Genomic DNA, 25,945 nt, shown 5'->3' with positions numbered 1-25,945 from the left:
GCCTGGTTGGGCCTATGTGCCATGCAGCGATTGCTCGGCCAGTTGCTGGGCGCGCGCGATCGAAATGCCTTCATGCTGGTCGATGACCAGCGCATCGCTCTCGTTGTCGCCGCGGTGCAGCACCACACGCGGGCGTGTGCCGTCGGCCTGGATATGCACATCGGCCGGGCGTGACTTCTGCGTGGGGTAGACTGCGATCAGATTGGACAGCCAGCCAAAGAAAACCGGGTCTTCAGGCGGCTTGTCGAAGGAGTCCAGATAGCGGTGAAAGCTGGCTTCGCTGGCCGATACCCAGATGCCCCAGAGAAAGGGCTCGTCCAGGCCATGGATCGGCACTTCCAGAATGGCGCGCACATAGTATTGCGTGCCTTCGGGATGGCTGATGACGCAGAGTTCGTCGCTCAGCTCGGCCCATGCCTCGCGTTCTTGCTCGCTCAGGCGTCGATAAGGTGCAGGTGCATCGAAAGCAAAGCTCGGCGATCCTTCGTGAATCTCATCGCATTTGCTGCATTGGTAGGCAAAGATGGCGGCCATGGTGTGAGCTTTCAGCGTTTTTGAAATACCAGCGTGCGGTTGTTGGCCGGCATGGCCTGGTCGAGCTGCAGCTCCATGTCGTGTTCTGCGGCCAGCGTCACGATGGCTTCAAAATCGCGCAGGCCGCTGCGCGCATCGCGCTGGCGCAGCCAGGCATCGAAGGCGCGGTTGCTTTCGCTGGTGAAATGACCGCCATAGTTGAACGGGCCGTAGACGGCAAACACGCCGCCCACGGGAAGATGTGAGCCCACCAGCTCGAACATGCGCTGCACCAGCGGCCAGGCCACGATATGACAGGTGTTGCTGGTGAAGACGGCATCGAAGCCGGATGCATCCGCAGTTGCTGGCCAGGCATCGGTCGCCAGGTCGAACTCCAGCGGCGCCTGCAGATTGGGAGCGCCATGGGCGGCGTGCCAGGCCCGGATGCTTGCATGACTGTCGGCCAGGTCACTGGTTTGCCAGCGCAACTGCGGCAGGCGCGGTGCGAAGTACACGCTATGCTGGCCTGTGCCGGAGCCTATCTCCAGCACCTGTCGGCAGTGCTGGAGGGCGGATTGCAGCACCTCGAAGATGGCGGCCTGATTGTTTTCGCAGGCCTGGGAAAAAGGCAGTTGCGGTGCGGTCAATGAAGAGTTGGAGGTCATAGGACTCGGCGGGCAGACACAGTAAATGGTGCTGGCATCTTCGCCCGAAATGCCAAGTCCGCGCAGTGCGATGGCCTTCAGGGCCTGAAGCGCAGCCTGATCTCGGGCCGAACGTTCAAGCTGCCGATTTTCCAACTGTACGAGCCAAGGCCCAGCGTGGGTGTGGAGCTGGCGTTTTGCGAGAGTACCTCGGCATTGCGGGGCAGGCTGACCTTCAGGTTGCCATTCATGGTGATGCCCAGTTGCGCAAAGTCTCTCTTTTCCTTGTCCTTGAGCGGCTTGGCGGCAATCGTCATCACGCCGTTTCTGTCGGTCTGCACGGTGAACAAGTCCAGCAATCGCAGGCCTTCGCCGGGCTTGCGCTGGCCGGCAATCTCCAGAGCATAGCGGGCATTGCCGTTGTAGACGGCTTTCTTGACCTCGGGTTCGCGGCTAAGTTGCTGTGCTTGCTCTGCCAGATCGCGGTGGTCTTTCTCGCTCAGCACGCCCTGTTTTCTGAGCTTCATGACGGCCAGGGCATTCACCACCGTACCGTCAAAGCGATAGCTGTAGCTGCCGTCTGGTTGTACGTCCACACTGGCGGAGAATCGCTCTGGCACCAGGCAGGCGGTCAGCAACGCGGTGAGGGCGGCGGCCGTCGACAGCGCCAAAAGCTTGTGCATGAGGACTCCTTTCGAGCGGCATCGCAGCATCCCGGAATGCAGATGCCTGAGTCATCGTAGAACAAACAGGCATCATGCCAATAGGGGCAGCCATCAAGACGCTATGGAGCCCTGTCGCAAGACTATTCAAAAAGAGTAGCTGCAATCGTTTTCTGTATAAGGGATTCAAGTCATTTTTGTTTTCAATTGGCTTGGCCGAGGGCAGGCCCTTACTTGGATTTGGATTCGGCTTTGAGCTGGCTGATGGCTTCCTGAAAGCCCTGCAGATACTTGGAGCGCGTCTGCTCGGCCAGAGCAGGCCACTGCGCGGCTGGCAGGCTCAGCGATTCCAGCGTCAGCCTGGAGGCCAGTTGCGGGTCCCGCGAGGCCTGTACCGCCTGCATGCCGTGCAGATTGATCCAGTGCGGATCGTAGGCGTGGGGCGTGCGGCGATCCCATTCCACGACTTTGGCGATTAACTCCTGAGCCTTGTCCAGATCCTGAAACAGATAGCGGTTGATGGGGGCTCCATAGCTCTGGTTCATCACATCGACAGCTTGCCTGGCGGTGACGTCTGCACAGCGATTGGCGTCGAAGCGGGCGCGCAGCTGGCCGGCGTAGTACCAGAAGGCAGCCTCGTCGCGCTGGCCTGCCTTGAACAGCACCTGCGACAGGACGTAGAAGACCGGAGGCTGAAAGCGCTCGGGTGTGGCGCGTACGCGCTCCAGCACGGCTTGTTGCTGCTGAGGCGTACCCTGAGACAGCAGGCGAAGCGCCTCCTGCCCCAGTCTGGTATCGATCTGGGCATATACCCCCTGGGGGGGCAGTACCTGAGTCGAAGGGGAGGGCTGTGGCTTGGGCGCAGCCGATGGCTGCTGAGTCTGTGCGGAAGCAAAGCCCGAAAGCGCCACCAGCGCACCGGTCACCATCTTTGCTGCGACATGGCTCATGCTGAACTCCTTATGCTTGCGTTGCAAATCATTCCGGACGGTGTCAGACAAATACCCACTCTGTCGCCTATCTTAAATAGCAAGCGTGTTATCGGTGTCTCGTATTTACCAAGAAGTGTTGATTTCACGGAAAACCAGGCATGGCCTACCGCCCTGAGGCCGGCATGCAGCGCTGGCTGAAACAGGCATATCAGTCCCTGGCATCGAAAGCGCTGTGATAACTCACTTCACCTTGCGGCAGCGGACCTGCGAAAGACAGGGCCTGAAAGTACTCGGCAGGCACTCCAGGCAGCACCAGGCCCGGCACCGCCCGAAAGCCGAAACGTCGGTAGTAACCCGGATCACCAAGCAGCACGCATCCCTGCGCGGACTGCGCCCGCAGAGCGCTGATGGCAGTCTGCATCAAGGCGCTGCCTATGCCTTGTTGCTGCTTTTCAGGAAGTACGGAGATCGGGCCCAGGCCCAACCAGTGCTGGCTGCCATCGCCGATGGTGACGGGGGAGGCGGCGACATGCCCGACGATCAGTCCGTCGATCTCCGCGACCAGAGACAAGGCAAGAGCCCCGGCCGCACGCAGTGCACGCACGATGAACTGCTCGGTGTGGTCGGAATGCGGTGCGTGCCTGAAGGCGAGGATCGTCACCTGCTCTATGGCCTCGGCATCGGTGGGGAGTTCTGCTCGGATTTGCATGGCTTAGGATGGGTTCACAAAAATCTGGCTCGACTATGCCGCAAATGGGAAAAGAGCCGAAGAAATGGCCCATGGTCCTGCTGCGGTCCATGTCCAGGCGGCCGGACATGAAAAAACCGCCCGAAGGCGGTTCTTTGTTCAGGCAGGCTGCAACAGCGAATCAGGCGCCCGCAACGGCAATGCCCTTGAAATCGCCGGTTGCAATCTTTTCCTTCCAGATGGCAGGGCCGGTGATGTGGGCGCTGGTGCCACCGGCATCCACTGCCACGGTCACAGGCATGTCGACCACGTCGAATTCATAGATGGCTTCCATGCCCAGGTCTTCAAAGCCCACCACCTTGGCTTGCTTGATGGCCTTGGAAACCAGGTAGGCGGCGCCGCCCACGGCCATCAGGTAAGCGCTCTGGTGCTTCTTGATGGCTTCGATGGCGACGGGGCCGCGCTCGGACTTGCCGATCATCGAGATCAGGCCGGTCTGGGACAGCATCATCTCGGTGAACTTGTCCATGCGGGTGGCGGTGGTGGGGCCGGCCGGGCCGACCACTTCGTCGCGCACGGGGTCCACGGGGCCAACGTAGTAGATCACGCGGTTGGTGAAGTCCACGGGCAGCTTTTCACCCTTGGCCAGCATGTCCTGGATGCGCTTGTGGGCGGCGTCACGGCCGGTCAGCATCTTGCCGTTGAGCAAGATGGTGTCGCCGGGCTTCCAGCTGGCGACTTCTTCCTTGGTCAGGGTGTTCAGGTCCACGCGCTTGGACTTGTTGTAGTCGGGCGCCCAGTCGATCTTGGGCCAGCTGTCCAGCGAAGGCGCGTCCAGGTACACGGGGCCGGAGCCGTCCATCACGAAGTGGGCGTGGCGGGTGGCGGCGCAGTTGGGGATCATGGCCACGGGCTTGGAAGCCGCGTGCGTGGGGTACATATTGATCTTGACGTCCAGCACCGTGGTCAGGCCGCCCAGACCTTGGGCGCCAATGCCCAGGGCGTTGATCTTCTCGAACAACTCCAGACGCAGCTTTTCCACGTCGTCGAGCTCTGCACCGCTGGCAGCCTTGGCCTGCAGCTCGTACATGTTCAGGTCTTCCATCAGGCTTTCCTTGGCCAGCAAGACGGCTTTTTCTGCCGTGCCGCCAATGCCGATGCCGATCATGCCCGGGGGGCACCAGCCGGCGCCCATGGTGGGGATGGTCTTGAGCACCCATTCCACCAGGTCGTCGCTGGGGTTCATCATGATCATCTTGGACTTGTTCTCGGAGCCGCCGCCCTTGGCTGCCACGGTCACGTCCACCTTGTCGCCGGGCACGATCTGCACGTTGATCACGGCGGGGGTGTTGTCCTTGGTGTTCTTGCGCTTGAAATGCGGGTCGGCCACGACGGACGCACGCAGCGTGTTGTCGGGGTGGTTGTAGCCGCGGCGCACGCCTTCGTTGATGGCGTCTTCCAGGCCCATGGTGAAGCCTTCCCACTTGACGTCCATGCCCACCTTCAGGAACACGTTGACGATGCCGGTGTCCTGGCAGATGGGACGCTGGCCGGTTGCGCTCATCTTGGAGTTGGTCAGGATCTGAGCCATCGCATCCTTGGCCGCAGGGCTTTGCTCGCGCTCATAGGCACGGGCCAGATGCTGGATGAAATCCGGCGTGTGGTAGTAACTGATGTACTGCAGGGCACCTGCGATCGAATCGATCAGGTCCTGCTGGCGGATGGAGGTCGTCATCGTGAAGCTTCTCGGGGGTTGCAATCTGTACGCGTGGGGCGCGCACGGTAAACCCACCGATTATCGGCCCAGACGACAAATCTTGCAGCCATAACCCAGCAGTCTTATATATGACTTGCGGGCGTTTTGCAGGGCTCAGCCAGTCAGCGATCCGAGGATGGATGCCGAGAAGTCGGCCTGGCCTGCGCGCTGATCGCCTCTGGCCCAGGCCAGCAGGCTGTCCGCCGGCATGGGACGCGCATAGAAGTAGCCCTGCAGCTCATCGCATTGCATGTCGATCAGAATGTCCCGTTGCCCTGCGGTCTCCACACCTTCGGCTACCACGCGCAGGCCCAGGGCATGCGCCAGGCGCACGACGGCATGGACCACGGCGCGGGCATCTTCCTCGGTTTCCAGGTCGCGGATGAAGCTGCGGTCGATCTTCAGCTGCTGGGCAGGCAGCTGGCGCAAATAGTTGAGGCTGGAGTAACCGGTGCCGAAGTCATCGATCGAGAGAAAGATGCCGATATCGCGCAATTCCTCGATGGCGCGCTGTGTGGCCTGGGTGTCTTCCATGGCCACGGATTCGGTGATCTCGCACAGCAGCTGGCTGGCCTGCACATCATGGCGCAGCAGCGTCTGGGTGATGCGATCTGCCAGGCCGCTTTCGCGCAACTGGTGAACGGAAAGATTGATTGCCACCCGCATCTGCAGTCCCATGTTGCGCCATAGGGCGAGCTGGCGGCAGGCTTCTTCGATCACCCAGTTGCCCAGGCTGTTGATGATGCCGAAGCGCTCGGCCAGGGGGATGAAGATGTCCGGGGCAATCATGCCGCGTTCGGGGTGGGCCCAGCGCAGCAACGCCTCGACCCCGATGATGTTGCCGCGCTCGCCGTCGATCTTGGGCTGGTAATGCAGCTCCATCTGGCTGCGCTGAATGGCGTTGCGCAGGTCGTTTTGCAGTTCCAGCTGCTCGGAGGCGTCGCTGCCCATGTGCGGCTCGAATACCGCAAAGCCATTGCCGCCATTGCGTTTGGCGGCGTACATGGCCGCATCGGCGTTGGCGATCAGGTGGTCGCGGTCGCCATGGTCGGGAAAGGCCACGATGCCGATGGAGCAGGTGATCTGCAGTTCCTTGTTGCCCAGCCGGAATGGCTGGCTCAGGGCCTTGAGAATGCGGTTGGCCACGGCCATGCAGGCGGCCACGTCCTGGGTGTCTTCCAGCAGCACCAGGAATTCATCCCCGCCGACCCGGGCCACGGTATCGCTGCTGCGAGCTTCCGCCATCAGCCGCTCGGCCGCGCTGACAAGGATCTGATCTCCCGCAGCGTGACCGAAGGAGTCGTTGATGGGTTTGAAACCGTCCAGATCCACGAACAGAATGCCCAGCCTCTCCTTGGTTCGCGAGCGGTTGGCGCGCTCCAGGCGCAGCAGGGCGTGAATGAGGCGGTCTTCGAACAGCAGTCGGTTGGGCAGATTGGTCAGCGGATCGGCAAAGGCGCGCTGGCGCAGCTCGGTATTGGCCAGCTGCAGCTTGGCATTGGTTTCCTGCAGTGACTGGTTTAGCTTGAAGGCCGTGCTTTGCAGGCGCGCATCGAGCAGGGTGCTGAACAGCGCCGCGATCAGCAGCATGACCGTGGTGATGATGATGATGGTGGTGAGTTCGGGGCCGCTCAGCGCTTCTGCACTCAGGCAGACCGAGCCGCTGGCAAAGCTGGCGGCCGACATCCCGGTGTAGTGCATGCCGCAGATGGCAAAGCCCATGACCAGTGCCGCCAAAGACTGGAACAGCCACAGCCGCTTGCCGGAGAGCGCGAATAATGCGCGAAACAGGTTCAGCGCCGTGGCCGAGGCCAGTACCGCGATCAGGGCGGAGGCCGTCACCAGAGACCAGTCCCAGGCAATCGGGATGGACATCTCGATGGCCAGCATGCCCAGGTAGTGCATGGCGCAGATGCCGCCGCCCATGAGCAGCGAAGCGCCCAGAAAATGAGGCCATCGGTATTCGGCCCTGGTCGCTACGCCGAAGGCCAGCGCCGAGGCTGCAACGGCTGCGGCCCAGGACGCTAGTGTCAGAGCGCCGCTGTAGCCGAGAGTGATGGGCAACTCGAACGCCTGCATGCCGATGAAGTGCATTGCCCAGACCCCCGTGCCCATGACCATGGCGCCGATGGCCCACCAGATACGTCCGATCCTGCCTGAGGCCATGCGCATGCGGCGGGCCAGACCCAGTGTCACAAAGGAGGCAAACACCGCGATGACGATGGAGACACACACCATCATCGCGCTGTAGCTGGATGGCATGAAGGTGTTGGCGACAGGGGCGGAAAGATCAGTGAACATTGATGTGGCGGTCCAGCATGGCCGGTCGGATTCTTTGTCCGATATTGATTTAATGTAACTTTGTATTTCTGGCCTTGCCGGCGCAGGGGTGTTGCCCCGATTGTGCTTGCCGCCCCTCGGGCTGAGCTAGCATGGACCGGTTGTGGAAGTCGTCCGCCTGGCGGTGGGTCGACTTCCGTTTCCGGCCAACGGCAGCCAAATTTTCAGCCAGCTGCGCCGAGTTGTATGCAAGGAGCGATTCCATGACAGTCACCCGCCAGGAAAAAGACACTTTTGGCCTGATCGATGTACCCGCCGACAAACTCTGGGGCGCGCAGACGCAGCGCTCGCTGCAGAATTTTGACATCAGCGGCGAGCAGCAACCGCGTGAAATCATTGCCGCGCTGGCGCAGGTCAAAAAGGCCTCTGCCAGCGTTAACCAGGCGCTGGGTCTGCTGGACGAGAAAAAATCCAGGGCCATCAATGCGGCCGCCGACGAGGTGCTCGCGGGCAAGCACCCCGACGAGTTCCCTCTGGTGGTCTGGCAGACCGGTTCCGGCACCCAGACTAATATGAACGTCAACGAGGTGCTGGCCAACCGGGCCAGCGAGCTGATGGGCGGCGAACGTGGTGAAGCCCGTCTGGTTCACCCGAATGACGATGTGAACAAGAGTCAGTCCAGCAACGATGTCTATCCCACAGCCATGCATGTGGCGGCGGTGACAGCCATCGAGCACAAGCTGCTGCCCGCCATCGCCAAGCTGCGTGTCACGCTGCTGACCAAGAGCGAAGCCTTTGCCGACATCGTCAAAATCGGCCGCACGCATTTGCAGGATGCAACGCCGCTGACGCTGGGCCAGGAAATATCCGGCTGGGTGGCCCAGCTGGCCCATGGCGAAGCCCATGTGCGCGCCGCATTGCCGCATCTGCATGAGCTGGCCCTGGGGGGGACGGCTGTGGGCACGGGGCTGAATGCTCCCAGAGGCTACGCCGAAGGAGTGGCGGCGGAACTGGCCAGACTGACGGGCTCCCCGTTTGTCACCTCGCCCAACAAGTTCGAGTCTCTTGCGAGCTGCGACGGCATGGTCTATGCACATGGCGCTCTCAAGACACTGGCCGCCAGCCTGATGAAAATCGCCAACGATGTGCGCTGGCTGGCCTCCGGTCCGCGCAGCGGCCTGGGCGAGATTTCGATTCCCGAGAACGAGCCGGGCTCGTCCATCATGCCGGGCAAGGTCAATCCCACGCAGTCCGAAGCCGTGACCATGCTTTGCGCCCAGGTGTTCGGTAACGATGTGGCCATCAATTTCGGCGGAGCCTCGGGCAATTTCGAACTCAATGTGTTCCGCCCCATGGTGGCGCACAACTTCCTGCAAAGCGTGCGCCTGCTGGCCGACGGCATGGTCAGCTTCAACGATCACTGCGCCGTGGGCATAGAACCCAATCGCGCGCGCATCGAGGAGCTGGTGGGCCGTTCGCTGATGCTGGTGACGGCGCTCAACACGCATATCGGCTACGACAAGGCGGCCTATATCGCCAAGAAGGCGCACAAGGAAGGTAGCAGCCTGCGTGAGGCGGCCATTGCCAGCGGCCATGTGACGGCCGAGCAGTTTGACCAGTGGGTCGTGCCCGAGCAGATGGTCGGCAATCTGTAAGCCGGTTCCGTCCCGAAAAGAGCCCGCTTGCCGGGCTCTTTTCTTTTTGCCCAGGGTTTGCACACAATGCGGCATTAGTTGATGACTGGAGTCAGCATGCCCGCACAGCAGCACCTGGAGCAGGTTTCCGTTTCGGATCTACGGCCCACGCAGATGACGGTAGGAGCCGCCGAAGTGGCGCTCAAACGCTCTCAATGGGCACAGCTGAAATCCAAGGCCCGTGACAAACTGTTGCTCAGTCATTGGTTTCCTGCCGTAAAAGGTCCGCAGGGGCGATTTTTTATCGTTGACCACCATCATTTGGGGCAGGCGCTCATGCATGAAGCGGTCAAAACCGTTTGGGTCATGCAGCTGGCCGATTTGAGCGAGCAGGGCGCGGAGATGTTCTGGCGGGTCATGGAGTTTCATCACTGGGCGCACCCTTATGACGAAAAAGGGCGGCGCTGCGAGTTCTCGCAGATCCCTTTGCAGTTGAGCCAGCTCAAGGATGACCCGTATCGAAGCTTGGCGGGCGAGGTACGCAAGGCCGGCGGCTATGCCAAGGATGCCTCGCCCTATGCCGAGTTCCTCTGGGCCGACTTCTACCGACCTCTGTTTCGCAAGGCGGATTTGCGCAGCAATGGCGGTCAGGGCTTGCCCGAGTCCGCTGTCGTGGAGGCTGTTGCCTTGGCACGCAGCGTCAAGGCACAGTTTCTGCCCGGCTGGTCCGGGGTTTCCACCACGTTGCACAAATAGCATGGGCCAGTTGCGTTGGGGCTCGCTTGTCATTCCGGCCAGTGCGGACTGGGTCGCGGGTCTGTCCATTGCGGGGCTGCTGCTGCCTGAGGCGGTGGCTTATGCCGGCCTTGCCGGAGCTCCGCCGCAAGCGGGGGTGATGGCCTTGTTTGCCGGGCTGCTGGTCTACGGGTTGATGGGTAGCAGCCGCTTTGCGATTGTTTCTTCTACCTCTTCATCGGCAGCCGTGCTGCTGGCAGCAAGCAGCTCGGTGCTGCATGTCTCTGCTGAGCATCGCGCGGCCATGGGCATCGCCATGGTGCTGGTTGTGGGCATCATCTTTGTTCTTGCCGGACTGATGCGACTGGGGGCCATTTCCCAGTTCATTGCCAAGCCCGTGTTGCGCGGCTTTGCCATGGGGCTGGCTTTGACTATTGTGCTCAAGCAGTTGCCCCTGGCCGTTGGAGTGCACCCGGAGCACAGCGATTTCCTGCATTTCGCCTGGGATCTGCTGGCTAGACTTCCGCAATGGAACTTCTATGGTCTGGCCATGCTGGTGCTGGCCTTGCTGGCATTACGTCTGCTGGGGCGTTGGCGGGCAGTGCCTGCGGCCTTGCTGGTCATTGCTGCTGGCATTGCGCTTGATAGCTTGGGTTATGGGCTGCGCTGGGGCATACCGGCTGTGGGCTCGCTGGCACTGGGCGGGGTGCATCTGGCGCTGCCCGACCTAGCCTGGCCGGACTGGCTGCGAGCCGGCCAACTGGCCGTGGCGCTGGCCTTGATTTTGTATGCAGAGTCTTATAGCTCCATCAGATCACTGGCCTTACGCCATGGCGATACCGTCTCTGCCAACCGTGATTTGTGGGCCTTGGGCGGTGCCAATATGTTGTCGGCGCTGGTTCAGGGCTTGCCTGTGGGCGCTGGCTTCTCGGCCAGCTCTGCCAATGAGGTGGCTGGCGCCAAGACAAGGGGGGCGGGGCTGATTGCCTGCGCCGTCGTGGCGCTGTTGGTATGGCAGTTACTGCCATGGATGGAGCGGATTCCAGAGCCCATGCTGGCAGCCATCGTCATACACGCGGTGGGCCACTCGCTGAACTGGAAGACTTTGCAACCCTATTTCGTCTGGCGCCGTGATCGGCTTCTGGTGATCACAGCTTTTACGGCCGTGATCCTGCTGGGTGTGCTGGATGGATTGCTGCTGTCCATGGTTCTCAGCATTGCCTTGCTGCTCAAGCGCATGGCCCAGGCAAGGGTCAGTGAACTGGGGCGACTGGCGCACAGCCATGATTTTGTGGACATACAGCGGCATCCCGAAGCGATGGCTGTCCCCCATGTACTGATTGTGCGCCCCGAGGAGCGCCTGTTCTTTGGCAACGCCGATGCCGTCATGGCAGACATCAGCGCGCGAGTGGCGCGCGCTTCTGGTCTCAAGGCATTGATTCTGAGCCTTGAAGAATGCCCGGATCTGGATAGCACCAGTGTCGAAGCCTTGAGCGAGCTTGCCAGGCAATTGCTCCATTCCGGGATTCAGCTGCGACTGGCGCGCGTCAAGGATGAGGTGCGAGAGCTGCTGCAACTTGTGCAGATTCCAGGACTGGAGCCGACGGCCTATGCCTCTTGGAGTGTGGACGATGCGGTGCAGGGGATTGAAGACTCGATCGGGTTTTCAAACACCTCGTCCTCTGAGTCCTAGGTTCCGAGTTCTCGATTGCAAGGCCGATATCTGTTTCAAGGTGCGATGCTTCGATTCAGGCGCAGCGCGTATCTGAAGCCCAGCTGCCCCACAGCGCAGGCAATTAGCAGCACTGAAAAGGCCGACAGCGCGGGGCTGCTGCCCAGGCTGGCTCCCAGCGTGCACAGACCGCCCACGGCCATCTGGGAAAAGCCATAGACTCCGGCGGCCGATCCCGTCAGATCGCTGTGCACGCCCAGAGCCTTGGTCAGCGCAGCGGGGCTGGTCAGGCCCGAGCCCACGGTGAACAGCAGCATCAGGCCAACAACCACAGGCACGTTGATCTGCTGCAGCAGGGTCAGGGCCACCAGCGCTGTGGCGCAGCCCAGGCTCAGCAAATTGCCGCCCAGTATCAGCCGCTCCAGTGGCCAGCGTTTGATGAGCTGGCGCGCCAGGGCATTGCCCGCAGCCATGCCGGCCATCAACACCCCCAGGTAGATGCCGAGCTGGGCCTTGCTGCTGTGCAGCTGCTCGATAAAGATGAAAGGCGCTGCTGCAATAAAGGCATACATGGATGTGGTGGCACTGCCCCCGCCTATGGCAAAGCCCAGAAACTGGGGTGAGCCGAGCAAGGTGCGATAGTCATTGCGCACGGTGCGCCAGTTCAGCTGGCCGCTGGGGCGACCGGTTTCGGGCAGCAGGCGCCAGACCCCGAGGGTCGTCAGCGCCCCCATCAGCGCCAGCACCGCAAAAATCACGCGCCAGCCGAAGAGTGCATCCAGCCCCGAACCTATGGAAGGGGCGATGCCCGGGCCGATCATCATCATGAGATTGAGCAGGGCCAGGCTGCCCACGGCGGTCTCGGGTGTCGCGGTGTCGCGCGCAATGGCACGGCCCAGTGCCAGGCCGGCACAGCCGCCCAGCGCTTGCATCAGGCGTGCGCCGATCAGCATATTCGCGCTGGGCGCCAGAAAGGCTGCAAGACTGGCGACGGTGTAGAGACACAGGCCGGTCAGCAGCATGGGGCGGCGGCCCAGCGCATCCGACAGGGGGCCGTAGATCAGCTGGCCCAGCGCCAGCCCGAGGATGTAGACCGTGATGGTCTGCTGCATCTGCGCGCTGCTGGCGCCAAAGTGGCGCGCTGCATCAGGCAGAGCCGGGATGAACATATGCATGGCCATGGTGCCGGCAATGGTGACCATGGCCAGCAGCCAGAGCGGCGCTTTGCGTGAGGAGGAGACAGGACTTTGCATACAGTTGAGATCAGGAGCTGACGGAGAGAGGACGGTGGCATGCGGCGCGCCTTCAGCTGCCCGGTCGCGAAGCAGCGTCGGCGCTCATCTCCAGGGCCGCCATCTTCTCCAGCATGGTCTCCAGTGCATCCAGGGTCGCATCCAGCAGATCGGGGGCCAGCTCCTGCATGACTTCGCTGCGGACATCTGCCACGATGGACTTCACGGTCTCGACCTGTGCCAGGCCGGCTGCCGTGAGCTGTATACGTTTGACGCGCCGGTCGGCATCGTCGAGGCGCTCCACCCAGCCCTGGGCCTCCAGACCGTCGATCAGGCGCACGACAGAGGAGCTGTCCAGCGCCAGCGCCTGGGCCAGATCCTTTTGCCGCATGGCTCCCGCACTGCGCTCCAGATGGACCAGGGGCAGCCACAGTGCCTGGGTCAGGCCCAGCGGAGCCAGGACCTTGTCCAGCGTGCGCCGCCATTGCTTGTTGACCTGGGCCATGACGAAGATGAGCTGACGCTGGCGGCTGGACAGTGAGGCGGTGCTGGACATTGCGGATGTATTCAAATTGTTGGTATTCAAATTATTGCGCAAACAGTATTTATCCTGTGAACAGGGTTTTGTTACTTCACGCTGCCGCCTGTGGTCGGCAAAGAGGCTTGCTTGCCTGCTGTGCAGGGCATTGCCTTATAAGTTGCGGCATGGTCCGGCCTTGTCTGGCCAGGGAAGGGGGCGGCTCGCATGGGCCCGGCAGGCGCTGAAAGCCGGCGGTGGAGACTGGGCAGGCCTGGTCTTGTGGGCATTCGCTTGCAGCAAGTGGCCCTGGTGTGCCTATCGCGGCTTCGGTCGTACCGGCTTTGAGAGTGCGGGCGGAGCAGTAGGGGGCGGAGCAGTAGGGGGCGGAGCAGTAGGGGGCGGGCCCCGACGCTGACGCCAAGGCCGGCGAGGGCTGGTCTCGCCAGGCTGTGGTCAGGCGGCGACGGCCTGCGTGTTGGCCGATGCGAGGCGGCTGAAAGCAGATGGAAAGCCTAGGGGCGCAGCCCGATTCCGGGGCCCGAGCGGGCGGCGGCCGCTGCGGCGTCCATCCGCTCCAGGCGCTGCTGCATGCTTTCATACGTGCTGCCGCCGCGTGAAGGCCGCGCGAGCATATGGCGCCCTTCTTCGCCGGGGGGGCGGAATCGAGCTTGAGCTCATGGCGCTTGGGCTGCCGGCCTGAGTGCATGCTCTGACCATGCATGATGGCTTCATTGCCTTTGCAGGCCTAGCCTGCGCCGTTGGCATCGACGCAGCAGGGTGTTTGAGCGAGCGTTGCCTTCGCAGTCAGCAGCAGACTGCAGAGCATGAATGCAGAGGCGAGAGTGCGCATGGTGTTTCTTCTGACAGAGGCAGCATGCAGGGGTCATGGCGCCTCGCGCGCTACCAGGCTGTCTTAGAGGCCCAGGGACTTGAGCAGATCGTCGGTGTCGCTGGAGGCTGCAGCAGCCGGCGCCTGAACCGATTGGGCTTCACGGGTCTGAGCCATGACCAGATCGGGGTCTGGCTTCTCCTGGGCTTCGAAGTCCTTGATCTTGATGAACTCCATGTGATCTACCGCCATCTCCAGATAGAAGATGTTGTTGTTGCCCGTGTAGAAGGTCACGCGGCGTGCTTCGGGGGCATCGAGGTTGGCATCCACGCTGAGATTGACCTGCTTGTTCAGGCGGATCATCTTGGGCTGGCTTTGCGCGATATGGGTTTGCAGCTCGCGTTGCACCTTGCTGGTGAAGTCGCCCACGACCTGGTTCATCAGCTCGCCCATGACGTTGCTCACGTCATCCGAGGTGTAGGAATTGGCCAGATCACTCTCGGCCATGCCCATGGACAGCAGATAGCTGCGGTAGAGCTCCATGGCCGCGTCGGCCGAGAAATTGATGATGATGAGCGCCGAAAAGCCGCCATCGATCAGCACGAAGCAGCCGATATCGGGTTTGAGGCTGGTCTTGGTGATGCGTTGCACCATGCCCGAGTACTGGATCGGGCACTGGGTGGCCACCTGCAGCACGCGTGAGACGGAGTTGCACAGGGCAATCAGCACATCTTCGGTGCCGTGGACGATGGGGGCGTTGGGTTGGCTCATGGCTGCATTGGTTCAAGAGATGGCTGATTATGTATGCAACACTTTGTTGCATCGAGATATCTGCAGCAATTGCAGGCTGCCGCTGTCTGTTAACGTGCCTGCTTTTGCAAAATCAGAGGTATTCATGCAGAGCAAGCTGTGGCGCCTGGCGGCTAGTGTCATTGTGGTGACGGGTTTGACCGCCTGTTCGAGCTTGTCCGGCATGACGGACAAGGTTTCCCAGACCTGGGACAAGACCTGGACCGGTCTCACGGGCAAGAAGCAGGCCCAGACCCAGGCAGCGGTCAAGCAGGCCGGACCGGTATCCGAGGGCCTCAAGCCCAGTCAGGAAAGTGGGCGCTGGCAGGGACTGTACAGCCTGGATGGCGAGACGGCGCGCTTTCAGGAGTGTGAAACCGGCCAAGTCATCAGCGTGCTGCCCGAGGGTGACAGCGTGCTGCTGGAGCAGGCCTACCTAAACACGCGCAGCAGCGCCACCATCGCCATGCTGGCCGAGGTGCAGGGCCAGGTGGTGGAGCGAGCCGTGGCCGATCCGGTGCTGGCCAGGCAGGGGCGCAAGATGCTGGCGCTGCGGGTGGAGCGCTTTGTCGCGCTGTCCAGTCAGGCGGCCTGCCGCAATGCCAAGGCCAACTGGTAGGCAGTGGCCTGCTGTTCAAAGCACTTTTGATAGCTGCCAGCGGCTTCCCTTCAAGCGCTGGAGCCGTTTTTGATACTTATTTGGCAGCGGCACGCGCCTGCTCCAGCCAACCGTCAAAAGTCTGCTGATGGGCCTTGATCCAGGCGTCCACATGGCGGCTGACATCGGCCTCGCTGTTCTCGCCCTGGCGCATGCGCATGTTCTGGGCGTTGATGTCCTCTATGGGCAGCTGCATCACGGCAAACAGCTTGGCTGCCGCCGGGTTTTTCTCGGCCCAGGCCTTGTTGGCCAGGATGTATTGCTGATTGAGCTTGAAGCCGTAGTTCTTGCCATTGGGCAGCTGGGTCTGGTCTTCAGCCTGGGCACCGGGGATATTGGGTACCTCCAGCCAGCGGACCTCCTTGCCCGGGCGCAGCACGGTGTTCACCCAGAACGGGGTCCAGACGTAATACAGAATGGGCTTGCCGCTTTTGTAGCGGGTGATGGTGTCGGCAATCAAGGCCTGGTAGTTGCCTTGCCTGTGGGTAATGCTGGACTCCAGATCCAGTCCCTTGAGATGTTTGTTGATGGCCAGCTCGCAGCCCCAGCCAGGGTTGCAGCCTGTCAGATCGGCCTTGCCGTCGCCATCGGTGTCGAACAGCGCTGCCAGCTTGGGGTCCTTGAGTTGCGTGATGCTGGTGATGTGGTATTTCTCGGCCGTGGCCTTGTCGATCAGATAGCCTTGCACCGCATTGCGCGAATAGGTGCCTGCGCGATAGAAGGCCTTGTCTGCGCCATTGTTCTCATAGAAGGCACGGTGCAGCGGCATCCAGTGAGTGGCGGTAAAGGTGGCGTCGCCCTGGGCCACAGCCACATGCTGGGTGCCGTTTTCCAGACTCTTGACGGGCTGAACCCGGTAGCCCAGCTTCTCCAGAGCGCGCGAAACCAGTAGGGTCTGGAACATTTCCTCATCCACCGTGCCCTTGAGCGGCTGCACCGAGACGCCTTTGCCGGGCAGCTCGCCAGCGTTCGTCTGCGCTTGTGCGGTAGCGGCGCCAAAGCTCAGCAAGGCGATGGCAGCGAGACAGCGGTATTGGCGCTGCAGGGTTGGGAAAGGCGAATGTGCGGGCTTGTTGCTGTGCATGAATACTCCTTGGATGCTGGGTGCCTACCCCGAAATCGGCATGAAAAAAGCGAAAGGGTTGATGAAGGAAACGGCGCCCGGATCAGGTCCGGCGCGCCGTTGGCGAATCAGGATTTCAGGGCTGCGGCCTTGGCCTGGGCAATCCAGGCGTCAAAAGTCTTCTGATGGGCCTTGATCCACGCGTCCACATGGCGCTGGATATCGGCGGGCTTGCTTTCCCCTTCGCGCAGCAACTGGTTCTGGCGGCTGATGTCGTTGATGGGAATCTGCATGATCTCGAACAGCTTGCCGGCGGCCGGGTTCTGTTCGACCCAGAGCTTGTTGGCCACGATGTACTCGTCGTTGAGCGGAAAGCCGTAGTTGCGGCCATTGGGCAGCTTGGTGTCGGTGCCGGCCTGCACCCCGGGCATGGAAGAGCGCGACACCTGCAGCCACACCACTTCCTGGCCCGGGCGCAGTACATTGCTGAGCCAGTAGGGCGTCCACGCGTAATACAGCACAGGCTTGCCGGCCTTGAAGCGCGCAAGCGTGTCGGCAATCAGCGCCGGATAGTTGCCCTGGGTGTAGTTGACGGTGTTTTCCAGACCGAAAGCCTTGATCTGGTGGGCCACCACGGCCTCGCCACCCCAGCCAGCGTTGGGGCCGATCAGATTGGCCTTGCCGTCGCCGTCGATATCGAACAGGGCCGCCAGTGCGGGATCCTTGAGCTGGTCGAGATGGGTGATCTGGTGCTTGTCGGCCGTCTTCTTGTCGATCATGTAGCCCTGTGCGGCGCCGGCCGCATACACGCCCTTGCGCGAGAGCTTGGCGTCGCCGCCGGCCTGCTGATAGAACTCGGCATGGTGGGGGTTCCAGTGGTTGGCCATGAAGCTGGCGTCGCCATTGGCCACGGCCACATGGATCAGCGGGTAGTCCAGCTCTTCCCAGGGCTTGACTGTGTAGCCCAGTTGCTGCAGCGCCTTCATCACCAGCAGCGTCTGGAAGTTCTCCTCGGCCAGAGCGCTCTTGACGGGCAGCACTGTGATGCCTTTGCCCGGAAGCGCATCGCCAGGCATATTCTGGCCGGCCGCCCAGCTAGACGATTGACCCAGACCCAGCGCCGCAGCGCCGGCAGTACCCAGCAACAGCTGACGCCTGGTGTGTTGGCTTGGGGTTGGGGTCTGCACAGACTTGCTCATTGTTCTTGTCTCTCCTTGGTTGGAGTGGGCTTGCGGCCCGATTGAAAATGACACCCCAGGCTCCCCACTGCGTGTGGTTCGCTGCCCCTACAGCAGGGGCGTTTTTATCTTGGGGCGGCCCGATAAAAAAACGGCGGCCGCGCAAGCGGTCGCCGTGATTCGGGGATTGTGATCAGGACTTCTTGGCAGCAGCCAGTGCCTGGCTGATCCAGCCGTCGAAAGTTTTTTGATGGGCCTTGATCCAGCCGTCGGTGTGACGCTCGATGTCGGAGGCCTTGTTCTGGCCCTGGCTCATCATGTAGTTCTGGGCGTTGATGTCGCCCACGGGCAGCTTGATGATTTCAAACAGCTTGGCTGCCGCAGGGTTCTGCTCTGCCCAGGCCTTGTTGGCCACGATTTGCTGGTTGTTGGCAATGAAGCCGTAGTTCTTACCGTTGGCCAGCTTGGTGTCCGTGCCGGACTGCTCGCCGGGCAGGGCGGAGAACGGAACCTCCAGCCACACCACGTCCTTGCCGGGTTTGAGCACATTGCTCACCCAGTAGGGCGTCCAGGTGTAGTAGAGGATGGGCTTGCCGGCCTTGTAGCGCGTGATGGTGTCGGCCATCAGTGCCGAATAGGTGCCCTGCTTGTGAGTGACCGTGTCGCGCAGCTTGTAGGCGCCGAGCTGGTGCTCGATCATGGCTTCGCAGCCCCAGCCGGGCGTGCAGCCTGTCAGGTCGGCTTTGCCGTCACCGTCGGTGTCGAACAGCTTGGCAATTTCGGGGTCCTTGAGCTGGCCCAGATTCGTGATCTTGTGCGCATCGGCCGTCTTCTTGTCGATCAGATAGCCCTGAGCGGCATTGGCCGAGAACACACCCTTGCGGTAGAGCTTGGCGTCGCCGCCCGCATTCTTGTAGTAGTCGGCGTGCAGCGGGTTCCAGTGATTGGCCATGAAGGTGGCATCGCCGTTGGCCAGTGCAATATGGGCCGTGGGGTATTCCACTTCCTTCATGGGCTGGACCTCGTAGCCCAGCTTTTCCAGGGCCTTCATGACGAGCTGGGTCTGGAAGGTTTCTTCTGCAATCGAGCTCTTGAGCGGCTGGACCTTGATGCCTTTGCCTGGAAGCTCGTCGGCAGCGAAGGCGCCGGTGCTGACCATGGACAAGGCCATGGAGGCTGCGGCCGTGCTGGCAAGCAGCCAGTGGCCCAGGCCGTGGCGGATGCTGGCAGTGTGGTTGGCTGTATTCATGTGTTCTCCTTGTTCTTGATTCAGATCGTCGCGGGCTTGGCGGTCTCGCTGCCAGGCTTGGAGGCCGGCGCAGAGCGCTTGCTGCCGAGCAGGCGCATGACCAGACCGGCAGGGCCGGTGGCCCACCAGCGGGCACTGCCGCGCTTGGGCTCGCCCATTGCCTGGGTGATGCGGTCCAGCACGATGGCCAGCAGCACGATGCCCAGGCCGCCGACGGTGGCCAGACCCATGTCCAGACGGCCGATACCGCGCAGCACCATCTGGCCCAGACCGCCCACGGCAATCATGGAAGCGATCACCACCATGGACAGGGACAGCATCAGCGCCTGGTTGATACCGGCCATGATGGAGGGCATGGCCAGCGGCAGCTGCACCTTCCACAGCAGCTGGGCGGGCGATGCACCGTAGGCGCGGCTGGCCTCGATCAGGTCTGGGCGTACCTGGCGAATGCCCAGATTGGTCAGGCGGATCAGCGGTGGCAGCGCAAACACGATGGTCACGATCACGCCGGGCACATTGCCAATACCGAACAGCATGACCACCGGCACCAGATAGACGAAGGCCGGTGTGGTCTGCATGGCGTCCAGGAAGGGGCGCGTCCAGCGCTGAGCGAGGTCGCTGCTGGCCAGCAGGATGCCCACGGGCAGGCCGATGGCAATGCAGAAGAACAGCGAGGTCAGTACCAGGGCCAGGGTGACCATGGCTTCGGACCAGATGCCCAGCAGGGCCACGCCCAGCAGGGCCACGGCCGAGCCTATGGCCAGCTTGCGGCCCGCAAACTGCCAGGCCAGCAGGGCAATCAGCAGTACCAGCGCGGGCATGGGAATGGTCTGCAACACATCGGTCACGCCGTTGAGCGTGGCGTCGATAGGCGTGCGAACGGCCTGGAAGAAGGGGCGGAAATGATCGACGACCCAGGTGAGACCGTTGTTGATCGAGTCCTGCACGGGCAGGCCCTCGGTGGTGATCTGGTGCCAGAGTTGGCCGATACTGCCGTCATGTTCGGGCACATCGGTGGGCGAGGGGGCGCTGAGCCAGTCGGTGCTGCTGACCTGGCTGGCGGCATCGCCGCTGCTCCAGGCATCGCTGCCCGAGCCTGCATTCGCATCGGCGTAGGAGGCAGCCCAGGGATCGGCATCTGCGGCCGAGGCCGTGGCATCGGCGCTGGTGGGCTCGGTGGCGGGCGCAGAGGCTGCTGCCCACGGGTCTTCAAAAGCCGCGCTGTTGGTTTCTGTGTTGGGGGTATTCAGTGCGTTATCGTTCAAATCGGCTCCCTCCTTTTATTAGGCTGCGTGTCGGGCAGCTTGCGTGTTGGACATGGGCTGGAAGTGCTGGTCCAGCTTGATGGGTGGAATTTCCTTCTGGGGTGGCGGCACCGGCGGGGTAGCCCGATCCAGGAACTTGAGCATGGTGGTGCGGCTGATCACGCCCAGGTACTTGCCGTCTTCGTCAACCACGGGCAGCGGATAGGGCGGGGCAGCCACGGCGCCGAACAGCTCGGCCACCGGGGTGTTGCTGGCGATGGGCTGCACATCGGGGATGAAGGCGTGCTTGAGTCCCAGCATTCCGTCGTGGCCGTGCAGCGCATCGCGCAGCGACTGCGACGAGACCATGCCCAGAAAGCGCTTGCGGGCATTGAGCACATAGGCGTAGTCGCGATCGGAGTCCTCCAGCAGGCGCAGCGCGGCGCGGCAGCCACGGTCGCTGTGCTCGGAAATCACGGTCAGCGCCTGACGGGCGATGTCGGCGGCCTTGAACACGGCAGCCGCATCCACGCCCTGGATAAAGGTGCGCACATAGTCATTGGCCGGGTTGCGCAGAATCTCGTCGGGCGTGCCGACCTGCTGCACCATGCCGTCCTTCATGATGGCGATGCGGTCGCCAATGCGCATGGCTTCGTCCAGGTCGTGGGAAATGAAGACGATGGTGCGGCGCTTGATTTCCTGCAGGCGTAGCAGCTCGGACTGCATTTCGGTGCGGATGATGGGGTCCAGCGCCGAGAAGGCCTCGTCCATCAGCAGAATGGAGGGGTCGGAGGCCAGCGCACGGGCCAGACCCACGCGCTGCTGCATGCCGCCCGAGAGCTCGTCGGGGTAGCTGGCACCCCAGGCGCCCAGGCCCACCTGCTCCAGGGCGTCCTGCGCCTGCTGCTGGCGCGTGGCGCGGTCCACGCCGGCCAGCTCCAGGCCAAAGGCCGTGTTGTCCAGCACCGTGAGGTGGGGCATGAGCGCAAAGGACTGGAACACCATGGAGATGTCCTTGCGGCGCAGCGCGCGCAGTTCCTTGTCGTTCAGCGCATTGATGTCCTGGCCGTCGACCAGGATGCGACCGCTGGTGGGCTCGATCAGGCGGTTGAGCATGCGCACCAGGGTGGACTTGCCCGAGCCCGACAGGCCCATGACCACGAAGATTTCACCGGCTTCGATGGTGAAGTCGGCGTCGAACACGCCGATGGATTGCCCGGTCTGGGCGAGGATCTCCTGCTTGCTCAGGCCCTGCTTCACGAGGCTGAGAGCGGTTTTCGGATCGTTGCCGAAGACCTTGAAGACATGATCGATAGCGATTTGCTTGGCCACTGTGGCGTTCTCCTTTTTGATGGGATGGAACACAGTCCAGCGCCCACGACCGGTAATGCCGGTGGGCGCTGGCGCACAAGCCAAAATAAAAGCCCTGATGCCGCAGCCCAGCCCTGCCTTGTGGACAGGACTGCGCAATGCAGATGGCGCAGCGATGGCGCCAAGTTTTCAGCCCGGATGGCACAGCCAGGTGTGCGCAAGAGCTGGCAAATTGGAAGAAGCAGCTGGCTGGCAGAGCAGGTACCGACTGGCACGCATCTGCACGGCTTCTTGTCAGGCCAACCCCGGCACATCGGCCGGGGAGAGCCCCCTACATCAGGGCCGTGTTTCGGCCCGGTTGACGGGGCTGCGCCAAAGAGCGGCAAGCGCTCTTGAATTGACACAACGATCCGCCGGGAAGTTAGTCAATCGCATCTCAACGATGCGTTGACGACCTGCGCGGCAGGTTGTAAATGACTTTTTAATATATCGAATTGAGTTTTATGCGTCAAATAGAGCTGTAAGCTTTGCCGCCTGCATGTGCCGGAAATGGCGCTGCTGAAACATTCGCATACGTAAAAATACCTGATGCAAGTCATTGATAAATAAGGGTTTGTGCCGGATTGAAGAATTATTTTTGACGCTTGTCAGCTTTTGCCGAGCTTTGCGCTCGCCGCAGACATGAAAAAAGCCCCTTCATGGACAACCATGCGGGGCTTTTTGGGAGGAAGAGTGTGGCTTCAGTGGTGAGCGCTTTGGGTGAGCTTGTCCGTCAATGCAATGGCCAGGGCGCTGAGCAGGAAGACCACGTGGATGATGGTCTGCCACATCAGCACCTGGACTTCATAGCTGCCGGCATTGATGAAGCTCTTGAGCAGGTGGATGGAGCTGATGCCGATGATGGACAGCGCCAGCTTGACCTTGAGCACCGAGGCATTCACATGGCTCAGCCACTCGGGCTGGTCGGGATGGGACTCCAGGCCCATGCGGCTGACAAAGGTTTCGTAGCCGCCGACGATGACCATGATCAGCAGGTTGGAGATCATGACCACATCGATCAGGGCCAGTACCACCAGCATGATGATGGTCTCGTTCAGATGGGTGATCTGCACATCGCTTTTGTAGCCGATATTGGTGATCAGGGCATGCAGGGCTTCCTGGTTGCCGAAGACCGCCTCCACCAGATGCCAGAGTTCCACCAAAAAGTGCCAGACATAGACGCCCTGGGCGGCAATCAGACCTAGGTACAGCGGCAGTTGCAGCCAGCGGCTGGCAAAGATCAGCGAGGGCAGGGGACGCAATACGCCAGAAGGCTGATAGCCGCCATGTGGCGTTTGGTGGTTGGGGTTGCCTGCTTCGTCGGAAGGGGTGCGGCTCATGATGTGTATGCGGGGCGGGCGGGATGCGTTGGGTGGGCAACGGGATGCCGCCACCTTGTAAGACTGGTTTTGCTGGGGCCGCGTCCCGGACTGCCTGCGCCTTCGAGAGCTGGCCGCAATGTGGGCCCCGGCCTCTGGAGCAGCAGGTGCGCGATTCTAAGGGTTTGTTCCGGGGTGTTTTGAAAAAAGTGCAAGCAAATCAACACCAAGCAGTTGCTTTCTGCTGCAAAAATGGGAGCGAATGACGGGCTTGACGGCGCGCAAAAGTCGCTTCTCAATTTCAGTCAGTGGGGTGTAAGACCGAGCCTTGACAGTACACCCACAATTATTTCATTGCTTATGCATCAGGAGACAAAACGATGAGCGCTGCGACATCAACCATCGAATCCGTACTGGTGGAAAACCGTGTGTTCCCGCCCCCTGCGGATTTCGCCGCCAAGGCCCGCATCTCGGGCATGGCGCAGTACCAGGCCTTGTGCGACGAAGCCGAACGCGACTATGAAGGCTATTGGGCACGGCTGGCCCGCGAGAACGTGCAGTGGACCAAGCCCTTCACCCAGGTGCTGGACCAGAGCAACCCGCCGTTCTACAAATGGTTTGCCGACGGCGAGCTCAACGCCAGCGCCAACTGTCTGGACAAGCACATGGGCACGCCCGTGGAGAACAAGACGGCCATCATCTTTGAAGCCGACGGTGGTGAAGTCACCAAGGTCACTTACAAAGAGTTGCTCGCCCGCGTGAGCCAGTTCGCCAATGCGCTGAAGGCACGCGGCGTGCAAAAGGGCGATCGTGTGCTGATCTACATGCCTATGACCATCGAGGGCGTGGTGGCCATGCAGGCCTGCGCACGTATCGGCGCCACGCATTCCGTGGTGTTCGGCGGTTTCTCGGCCAAGGCCGTGCAGGAGCGCATTGTAGATGTGGGTGCAAGCCTGGTCGTCACTTCCAACTACCAGATGCGTGGCGGCAAGGAACTTCCGCTCAAGGCCATCGTCGACGATGCGCTTGCGCTGGGTGGCTGCGAAGCCGTCAAGAGCGTGCTGGTCTATGAGCGCACGGCCAGCGCCTGCAATATGGTCGCGGGCCGCGACATCAGCTTCACCGATGCGCTGGCCGGTCAGTCCACCGAGTGCGAAGCCGTGCCCGTCAATGCCGAGCATCCGCTCTTCATCCTCTACACCAGCGGCTCCACCGGCAAGCCCAAGGGCGTGCAGCACGCCACCGGCGGCTATGTGCTGTGGGCCAAGCAGACCTTTGAGTGGACTTTCGATGTCAGGGACAGCGATGTCTTCTGGTGCACGGCCGACATCGGCTGGATCACCGGCCACAGCTATGTGGCCTATGGCCCGCTGGCGGCCGGTGCCACGCAGATCGTCTTCGAAGGCGTGCCGACCTTCCCCAATGCGGGCCGCTTCTGGCAGATGATCGAACGTCACCAGTGCAGCATCTTCTACACGGCACCCACAGCCATCCGCTCGCTGATCAAGGCGGCGGACTCCGATCCCAGCGTCCACCCGAAGAACTGGAATCTGTCCAGCCTGCGTCTGCTGGGCTCGGTGGGCGAGCCCATCAACCCCGAAGCCTGGATGTGGTATCACAAGCATGTGGGCGGCGAGCGCTGCCCCATCGTGGACACTTTCTGGCAGACCGAGAACGGCGGCCACATGATCACGCCGCTGCCTGGTGCCACGCCTCTGGTGCCCGGCTCCTGCACCCTGCCTCTGCCTGGCATCACGGCGGCCATCGTCGACGAGGCAGGCAACGAGATCCCCAACGGAGCAGGCGGCATCCTGGTGGTGAAGAAGCCCTGGCCTTCGATGATTCGCACCATCTGGGGTGACCCAGAGCGCTTCAAGAAGAGCTACTTCCCCGACGAGCTCAAGGGCTACTACCTGGCTGGTGATGGCGCCGTGCGCAGCGAAGACCGCGGCTACTTCCGTATCACGGGCCGTATCGACGATGTGCTCAATGTCTCGGGCCACCGTATGGGCACCATGGAAATCGAGTCGGCCCTGGTAGCCAAGACCGACCTGGTGGCCGAGGCAGCCGTGGTCGGCCGTCCCGACGACCTGACAGGGGAAGCCATCTGCGCCTTTGTGGTGCTCAAGCGCGGCAAGCCCACGGGCGAAGAGGCCAGGCAGATCGCGGCCGAGTTGCGCAACTGGGTGGCCAAGGAGATCGGCCCCATTGCCAAGCCCAAGGACATCCGCTTCGGCGACAACCTGCCCAAGACCCGCAGCGGCAAGATCATGCGCCGTCTGCTGCGTTCGCTGGCCAAGGGCGAGGCGATCACCCAGGACACCAGTACCTTGGAGAATCCAGCGATCCTCGAGCAATTGTCGGAGACCAATTGAGCTGGCGAATGCCGCTGATCTGAACGCATGAAGACGACAAGGCCGCTGGCAACAGCGGCTTTGTCATTTCTGGCGCTTGCTGATGCAAGCCGATGCGATCTTGGGTTAAAACAAGGCATCTCGGAGTACAAGGAGAAGAGCATGAACTTTCGCACTATCTGCATTGCCATCATCGTGGCCCTGATTGCCGTGTTGGCCGCCTTCAACTGGACGGCGCTGTCCACGCCTGCAACGGTTTCGCTGGGCCTGACCGAAATCCAGGCGCCGCTGGGCGTGCTCATGCTGGCGCTGACGATTTTGCTGAGCGTGTTCTTCATCGCCTATGTGCTGTGGATGCAGGGCTCGGTGTTGCTGGAGGCGCGTCGCCATGCCAAGGAGATGCAGGCCCAGCGCGATCTGGCCGACAAGGCCGAGGCCTCGCGTTTCACCGAGCTGCGCAGCGTGCTCGAAGCCTTGCATGCCAGGGACAAGGAAGAGGTGATGGCCCGGCTTGATGTGCTGGAGGCGCATCTGGTGCAGCGTGCCCAGGAGTCGGACAACAGCACGGCAGCCTATGTGGGGCAGCTGGAGCAGCAGGTGCACCAGATCAATCGCTGACATTGCAGTATTGATAGCTTCAATCG

At 61.8% G+C, this 25,945-nt stretch carries 22 protein-coding genes; 6 read left to right on the top strand and 16 right to left on the bottom strand.

The genetic code is table 11. The annotated features are described in order from the left end of the window. Nucleotides 1-12: 12 nt before the first annotated feature. The 7 genes from F3J24_RS18960 to F3J24_RS18930 all read right to left on the bottom strand — a co-directional run bounded on the left by F3J24_RS18960 (nucleotide 13) and on the right by F3J24_RS18930 (nucleotide 7,496). The gene (locus tag F3J24_RS18960; RefSeq protein ID WP_167009654.1) at nucleotides 13-534 is read right to left on the bottom strand and encodes a DUF2199 domain-containing protein; all 522 of its coding nucleotides are present in this window, start codon (nucleotides 532-534) and stop codon (nucleotides 13-15) included. Nucleotides 535-545: 11 nt separating this feature from the next. After that, complete coding sequence (locus F3J24_RS18955; protein WP_167009652.1) at nucleotides 546-1,178, bottom strand: DUF938 domain-containing protein; 633 nt, start codon at nucleotides 1,176-1,178, stop codon at nucleotides 546-548. Between the two features lie 77 nt (nucleotides 1,179-1,255). Beyond that, complete coding sequence (locus F3J24_RS18950) at nucleotides 1,256-1,840, bottom strand: hypothetical protein (protein ID WP_167009649.1); 585 nt, start codon at nucleotides 1,838-1,840, stop codon at nucleotides 1,256-1,258. A 209-nt stretch (nucleotides 1,841-2,049) separates the two neighbouring features. Beyond that, a complete protein-coding gene (locus F3J24_RS18945) occupies nucleotides 2,050-2,769 on the bottom strand; it encodes a hypothetical protein (protein ID WP_167009647.1) in 720 nt (239 codons plus the stop codon). 190 nt (nucleotides 2,770-2,959) lie between these two features. After that, nucleotides 2,960-3,460, bottom strand: a complete 501-nt coding sequence (locus F3J24_RS18940; RefSeq protein ID WP_167009645.1) for a GNAT family N-acetyltransferase — start codon at nucleotides 3,458-3,460, stop codon at nucleotides 2,960-2,962. A gap of 160 nt (nucleotides 3,461-3,620) precedes the next feature. Then, entirely contained in the window at nucleotides 3,621-5,174 is a 1,554-nt protein-coding gene (locus F3J24_RS18935; protein WP_167009643.1) for a fumarate hydratase, read from the bottom strand. Nucleotides 5,175-5,309: 135 nt separating this feature from the next. Beyond that, nucleotides 5,310-7,496 carry a bifunctional diguanylate cyclase/phosphodiesterase gene (locus F3J24_RS18930; protein ID WP_240154385.1) on the bottom strand — a complete coding sequence of 729 codons (2,187 nt, stop codon included), beginning with the start codon at nucleotides 7,494-7,496 and terminating at the stop codon, nucleotides 5,310-5,312. Between the two features lie 242 nt (nucleotides 7,497-7,738). Here F3J24_RS18930 and fumC point away from each other — a divergent pair, with 242 nt between their 5' ends. From fumC to F3J24_RS18915, 3 genes are all read left to right on the top strand, one after another. Next, nucleotides 7,739-9,130, top strand: coding sequence for a class II fumarate hydratase (gene fumC / locus F3J24_RS18925; RefSeq protein ID WP_167009640.1), 1,392 nt, complete (start codon nucleotides 7,739-7,741; stop codon nucleotides 9,128-9,130). Nucleotides 9,131-9,226: 96 nt separating this feature from the next. Then, nucleotides 9,227-9,865, top strand: coding sequence for a ParB-like protein (locus F3J24_RS18920; RefSeq protein ID WP_167009638.1), 639 nt, complete (start codon nucleotides 9,227-9,229; stop codon nucleotides 9,863-9,865). Between the two features lies 1 nt (nucleotide 9,866). Next, nucleotides 9,867-11,537, top strand: coding sequence for a SulP family inorganic anion transporter (locus F3J24_RS18915; RefSeq protein ID WP_167009636.1), 1,671 nt, complete (start codon nucleotides 9,867-9,869; stop codon nucleotides 11,535-11,537). A 35-nt stretch (nucleotides 11,538-11,572) separates the two neighbouring features. On the opposite strand, the gene F3J24_RS18910 is transcribed toward F3J24_RS18915, so the two are convergent. The 3 genes from F3J24_RS18910 to F3J24_RS18895 form a co-directional block, all read right to left on the bottom strand. After that, nucleotides 11,573-12,769 (bottom strand): multidrug effflux MFS transporter, encoded by a 1,197-nt coding sequence (locus F3J24_RS18910; protein WP_167009634.1) that lies wholly within the window; start codon nucleotides 12,767-12,769, stop codon nucleotides 11,573-11,575. A gap of 52 nt (nucleotides 12,770-12,821) precedes the next feature. After that, nucleotides 12,822-13,304, bottom strand: coding sequence for a MarR family winged helix-turn-helix transcriptional regulator (locus F3J24_RS18905; RefSeq protein ID WP_167009632.1), 483 nt, complete (start codon nucleotides 13,302-13,304; stop codon nucleotides 12,822-12,824). An 877-nt stretch (nucleotides 13,305-14,181) separates the two neighbouring features. Then, complete coding sequence (locus F3J24_RS18895; RefSeq protein ID WP_167009630.1) at nucleotides 14,182-14,868, bottom strand: DUF3334 family protein; 687 nt, start codon at nucleotides 14,866-14,868, stop codon at nucleotides 14,182-14,184. 124 nt (nucleotides 14,869-14,992) lie between these two features. On the opposite strand from F3J24_RS18895, the gene F3J24_RS18890 reads away from it, so the two are divergent. After that, nucleotides 14,993-15,505, top strand: coding sequence for a hypothetical protein (locus F3J24_RS18890; protein WP_003078186.1), 513 nt, complete (start codon nucleotides 14,993-14,995; stop codon nucleotides 15,503-15,505). A gap of 76 nt (nucleotides 15,506-15,581) precedes the next feature. Here F3J24_RS18890 and proX (F3J24_RS18885) read toward each other — a convergent pair whose 3' ends face one another. The 6 genes from proX (F3J24_RS18885) to F3J24_RS18860 all read right to left on the bottom strand — a co-directional run bounded on the left by proX (F3J24_RS18885) (nucleotide 15,582) and on the right by F3J24_RS18860 (nucleotide 22,968). Continuing rightward, nucleotides 15,582-16,628 (bottom strand): glycine betaine/L-proline ABC transporter substrate-binding protein ProX, encoded by a 1,047-nt coding sequence (proX, locus tag F3J24_RS18885; protein ID WP_167009628.1) that lies wholly within the window; start codon nucleotides 16,626-16,628, stop codon nucleotides 15,582-15,584. Between the two features lie 107 nt (nucleotides 16,629-16,735). Then, complete coding sequence (proX, locus tag F3J24_RS18880; RefSeq protein ID WP_167009626.1) at nucleotides 16,736-17,806, bottom strand: glycine betaine/L-proline ABC transporter substrate-binding protein ProX; 1,071 nt, start codon at nucleotides 17,804-17,806, stop codon at nucleotides 16,736-16,738. A gap of 172 nt (nucleotides 17,807-17,978) precedes the next feature. Beyond that, nucleotides 17,979-19,034 (bottom strand): glycine betaine/L-proline ABC transporter substrate-binding protein ProX, encoded by a 1,056-nt coding sequence (gene proX / locus F3J24_RS18875; protein ID WP_167009625.1) that lies wholly within the window; start codon nucleotides 19,032-19,034, stop codon nucleotides 17,979-17,981. A 20-nt stretch (nucleotides 19,035-19,054) separates the two neighbouring features. Then, nucleotides 19,055-20,299, bottom strand: a complete 1,245-nt coding sequence (gene proW, locus F3J24_RS18870) for a glycine betaine/L-proline ABC transporter permease ProW (protein WP_167009624.1) — start codon at nucleotides 20,297-20,299, stop codon at nucleotides 19,055-19,057. A gap of 18 nt (nucleotides 20,300-20,317) precedes the next feature. Then, the gene (gene proV, locus F3J24_RS18865) at nucleotides 20,318-21,610 is read right to left on the bottom strand and encodes a glycine betaine/L-proline ABC transporter ATP-binding protein ProV (protein WP_167009623.1); all 1,293 of its coding nucleotides are present in this window, start codon (nucleotides 21,608-21,610) and stop codon (nucleotides 20,318-20,320) included. A 719-nt stretch (nucleotides 21,611-22,329) separates the two neighbouring features. After that, complete coding sequence (locus tag F3J24_RS18860) at nucleotides 22,330-22,968, bottom strand: YqhA family protein (protein WP_205244862.1); 639 nt, start codon at nucleotides 22,966-22,968, stop codon at nucleotides 22,330-22,332. A gap of 359 nt (nucleotides 22,969-23,327) precedes the next feature. Here F3J24_RS18860 and acs point away from each other — a divergent pair, with 359 nt between their 5' ends. Together acs and F3J24_RS18850 are read left to right on the top strand one after the other, a co-directional pair. After that, nucleotides 23,328-25,322 carry an acetate--CoA ligase gene (acs, locus tag F3J24_RS18855; RefSeq protein WP_167009621.1) on the top strand — a complete coding sequence of 665 codons (1,995 nt, stop codon included), beginning with the start codon at nucleotides 23,328-23,330 and terminating at the stop codon, nucleotides 25,320-25,322. 141 nt (nucleotides 25,323-25,463) lie between these two features. Continuing rightward, complete coding sequence (locus F3J24_RS18850; RefSeq protein WP_003057208.1) at nucleotides 25,464-25,919, top strand: hypothetical protein; 456 nt, start codon at nucleotides 25,464-25,466, stop codon at nucleotides 25,917-25,919. Nucleotides 25,920-25,945 lie beyond the last annotated feature (26 nt).

It is taken from the genome of Comamonas sp. Tr-654 (genome assembly GCF_011752915.1).
GTDB lineage: Bacteria > Pseudomonadota > Gammaproteobacteria > Burkholderiales > Burkholderiaceae_C > Comamonas.
Note: the sequence above shows the minus strand (reverse complement) of the source record. Positions and strands in the feature narration are given on the sequence as shown.

Excerpts from the sequence above, each read along its gene's own strand:
- proX (WP_167009625.1), bottom strand. The coding sequence starts at position 19,034 with ATGAATACAGCCAACCACACTGCCAGCATCCGCCACGGCCTGGGCCAC.
- F3J24_RS18910 (WP_167009634.1), bottom strand. The coding sequence starts at position 12,769 with ATGCAAAGTCCTGTCTCCTCCTCACGCAAAGCGCCGCTCTGGCTGCTG.
- F3J24_RS18955 (WP_167009652.1), bottom strand. The coding sequence starts at position 1,178 with ATGACCTCCAACTCTTCATTGACCGCACCGCAACTGCCTTTTTCCCAG.
- F3J24_RS18945 (WP_167009647.1), bottom strand. The coding sequence starts at position 2,769 with ATGAGCCATGTCGCAGCAAAGATGGTGACCGGTGCGCTGGTGGCGCTT.
- F3J24_RS18935 (WP_167009643.1), bottom strand. The coding sequence starts at position 5,174 with ATGACGACCTCCATCCGCCAGCAGGACCTGATCGATTCGATCGCAGGT.
- F3J24_RS18915 (WP_167009636.1), top strand. The coding sequence starts at position 9,867 with ATGGGCCAGTTGCGTTGGGGCTCGCTTGTCATTCCGGCCAGTGCGGAC.
- F3J24_RS18895 (WP_167009630.1), bottom strand. The coding sequence starts at position 14,868 with ATGAGCCAACCCAACGCCCCCATCGTCCACGGCACCGAAGATGTGCTG.
- fumC (WP_167009640.1), top strand. The coding sequence starts at position 7,739 with ATGACAGTCACCCGCCAGGAAAAAGACACTTTTGGCCTGATCGATGTA.
- acs (WP_167009621.1), top strand. The coding sequence starts at position 23,328 with ATGAGCGCTGCGACATCAACCATCGAATCCGTACTGGTGGAAAACCGT.
- F3J24_RS18860 (WP_205244862.1), bottom strand. The coding sequence starts at position 22,968 with ATGAGCCGCACCCCTTCCGACGAAGCAGGCAACCCCAACCACCAAACG.
- F3J24_RS18850 (WP_003057208.1), top strand. The coding sequence starts at position 25,464 with ATGAACTTTCGCACTATCTGCATTGCCATCATCGTGGCCCTGATTGCC.
- F3J24_RS18890 (WP_003078186.1), top strand. The coding sequence starts at position 14,993 with ATGCAGAGCAAGCTGTGGCGCCTGGCGGCTAGTGTCATTGTGGTGACG.
- F3J24_RS18940 (WP_167009645.1), bottom strand. The coding sequence starts at position 3,460 with ATGCAAATCCGAGCAGAACTCCCCACCGATGCCGAGGCCATAGAGCAG.
- F3J24_RS18905 (WP_167009632.1), bottom strand. The coding sequence starts at position 13,304 with ATGTCCAGCACCGCCTCACTGTCCAGCCGCCAGCGTCAGCTCATCTTC.
- F3J24_RS18950 (WP_167009649.1), bottom strand. The coding sequence starts at position 1,840 with ATGCACAAGCTTTTGGCGCTGTCGACGGCCGCCGCCCTCACCGCGTTG.
- proX (WP_167009626.1), bottom strand. The coding sequence starts at position 17,806 with ATGAGCAAGTCTGTGCAGACCCCAACCCCAAGCCAACACACCAGGCGT.
- F3J24_RS18960 (WP_167009654.1), bottom strand. The coding sequence starts at position 534 with ATGGCCGCCATCTTTGCCTACCAATGCAGCAAATGCGATGAGATTCAC.
- proX (WP_167009628.1), bottom strand. The coding sequence starts at position 16,628 with ATGCACAGCAACAAGCCCGCACATTCGCCTTTCCCAACCCTGCAGCGC.
- F3J24_RS18930 (WP_240154385.1), bottom strand. The coding sequence starts at position 7,496 with ATGTTCACTGATCTTTCCGCCCCTGTCGCCAACACCTTCATGCCATCC.
- F3J24_RS18920 (WP_167009638.1), top strand. The coding sequence starts at position 9,227 with ATGCCCGCACAGCAGCACCTGGAGCAGGTTTCCGTTTCGGATCTACGG.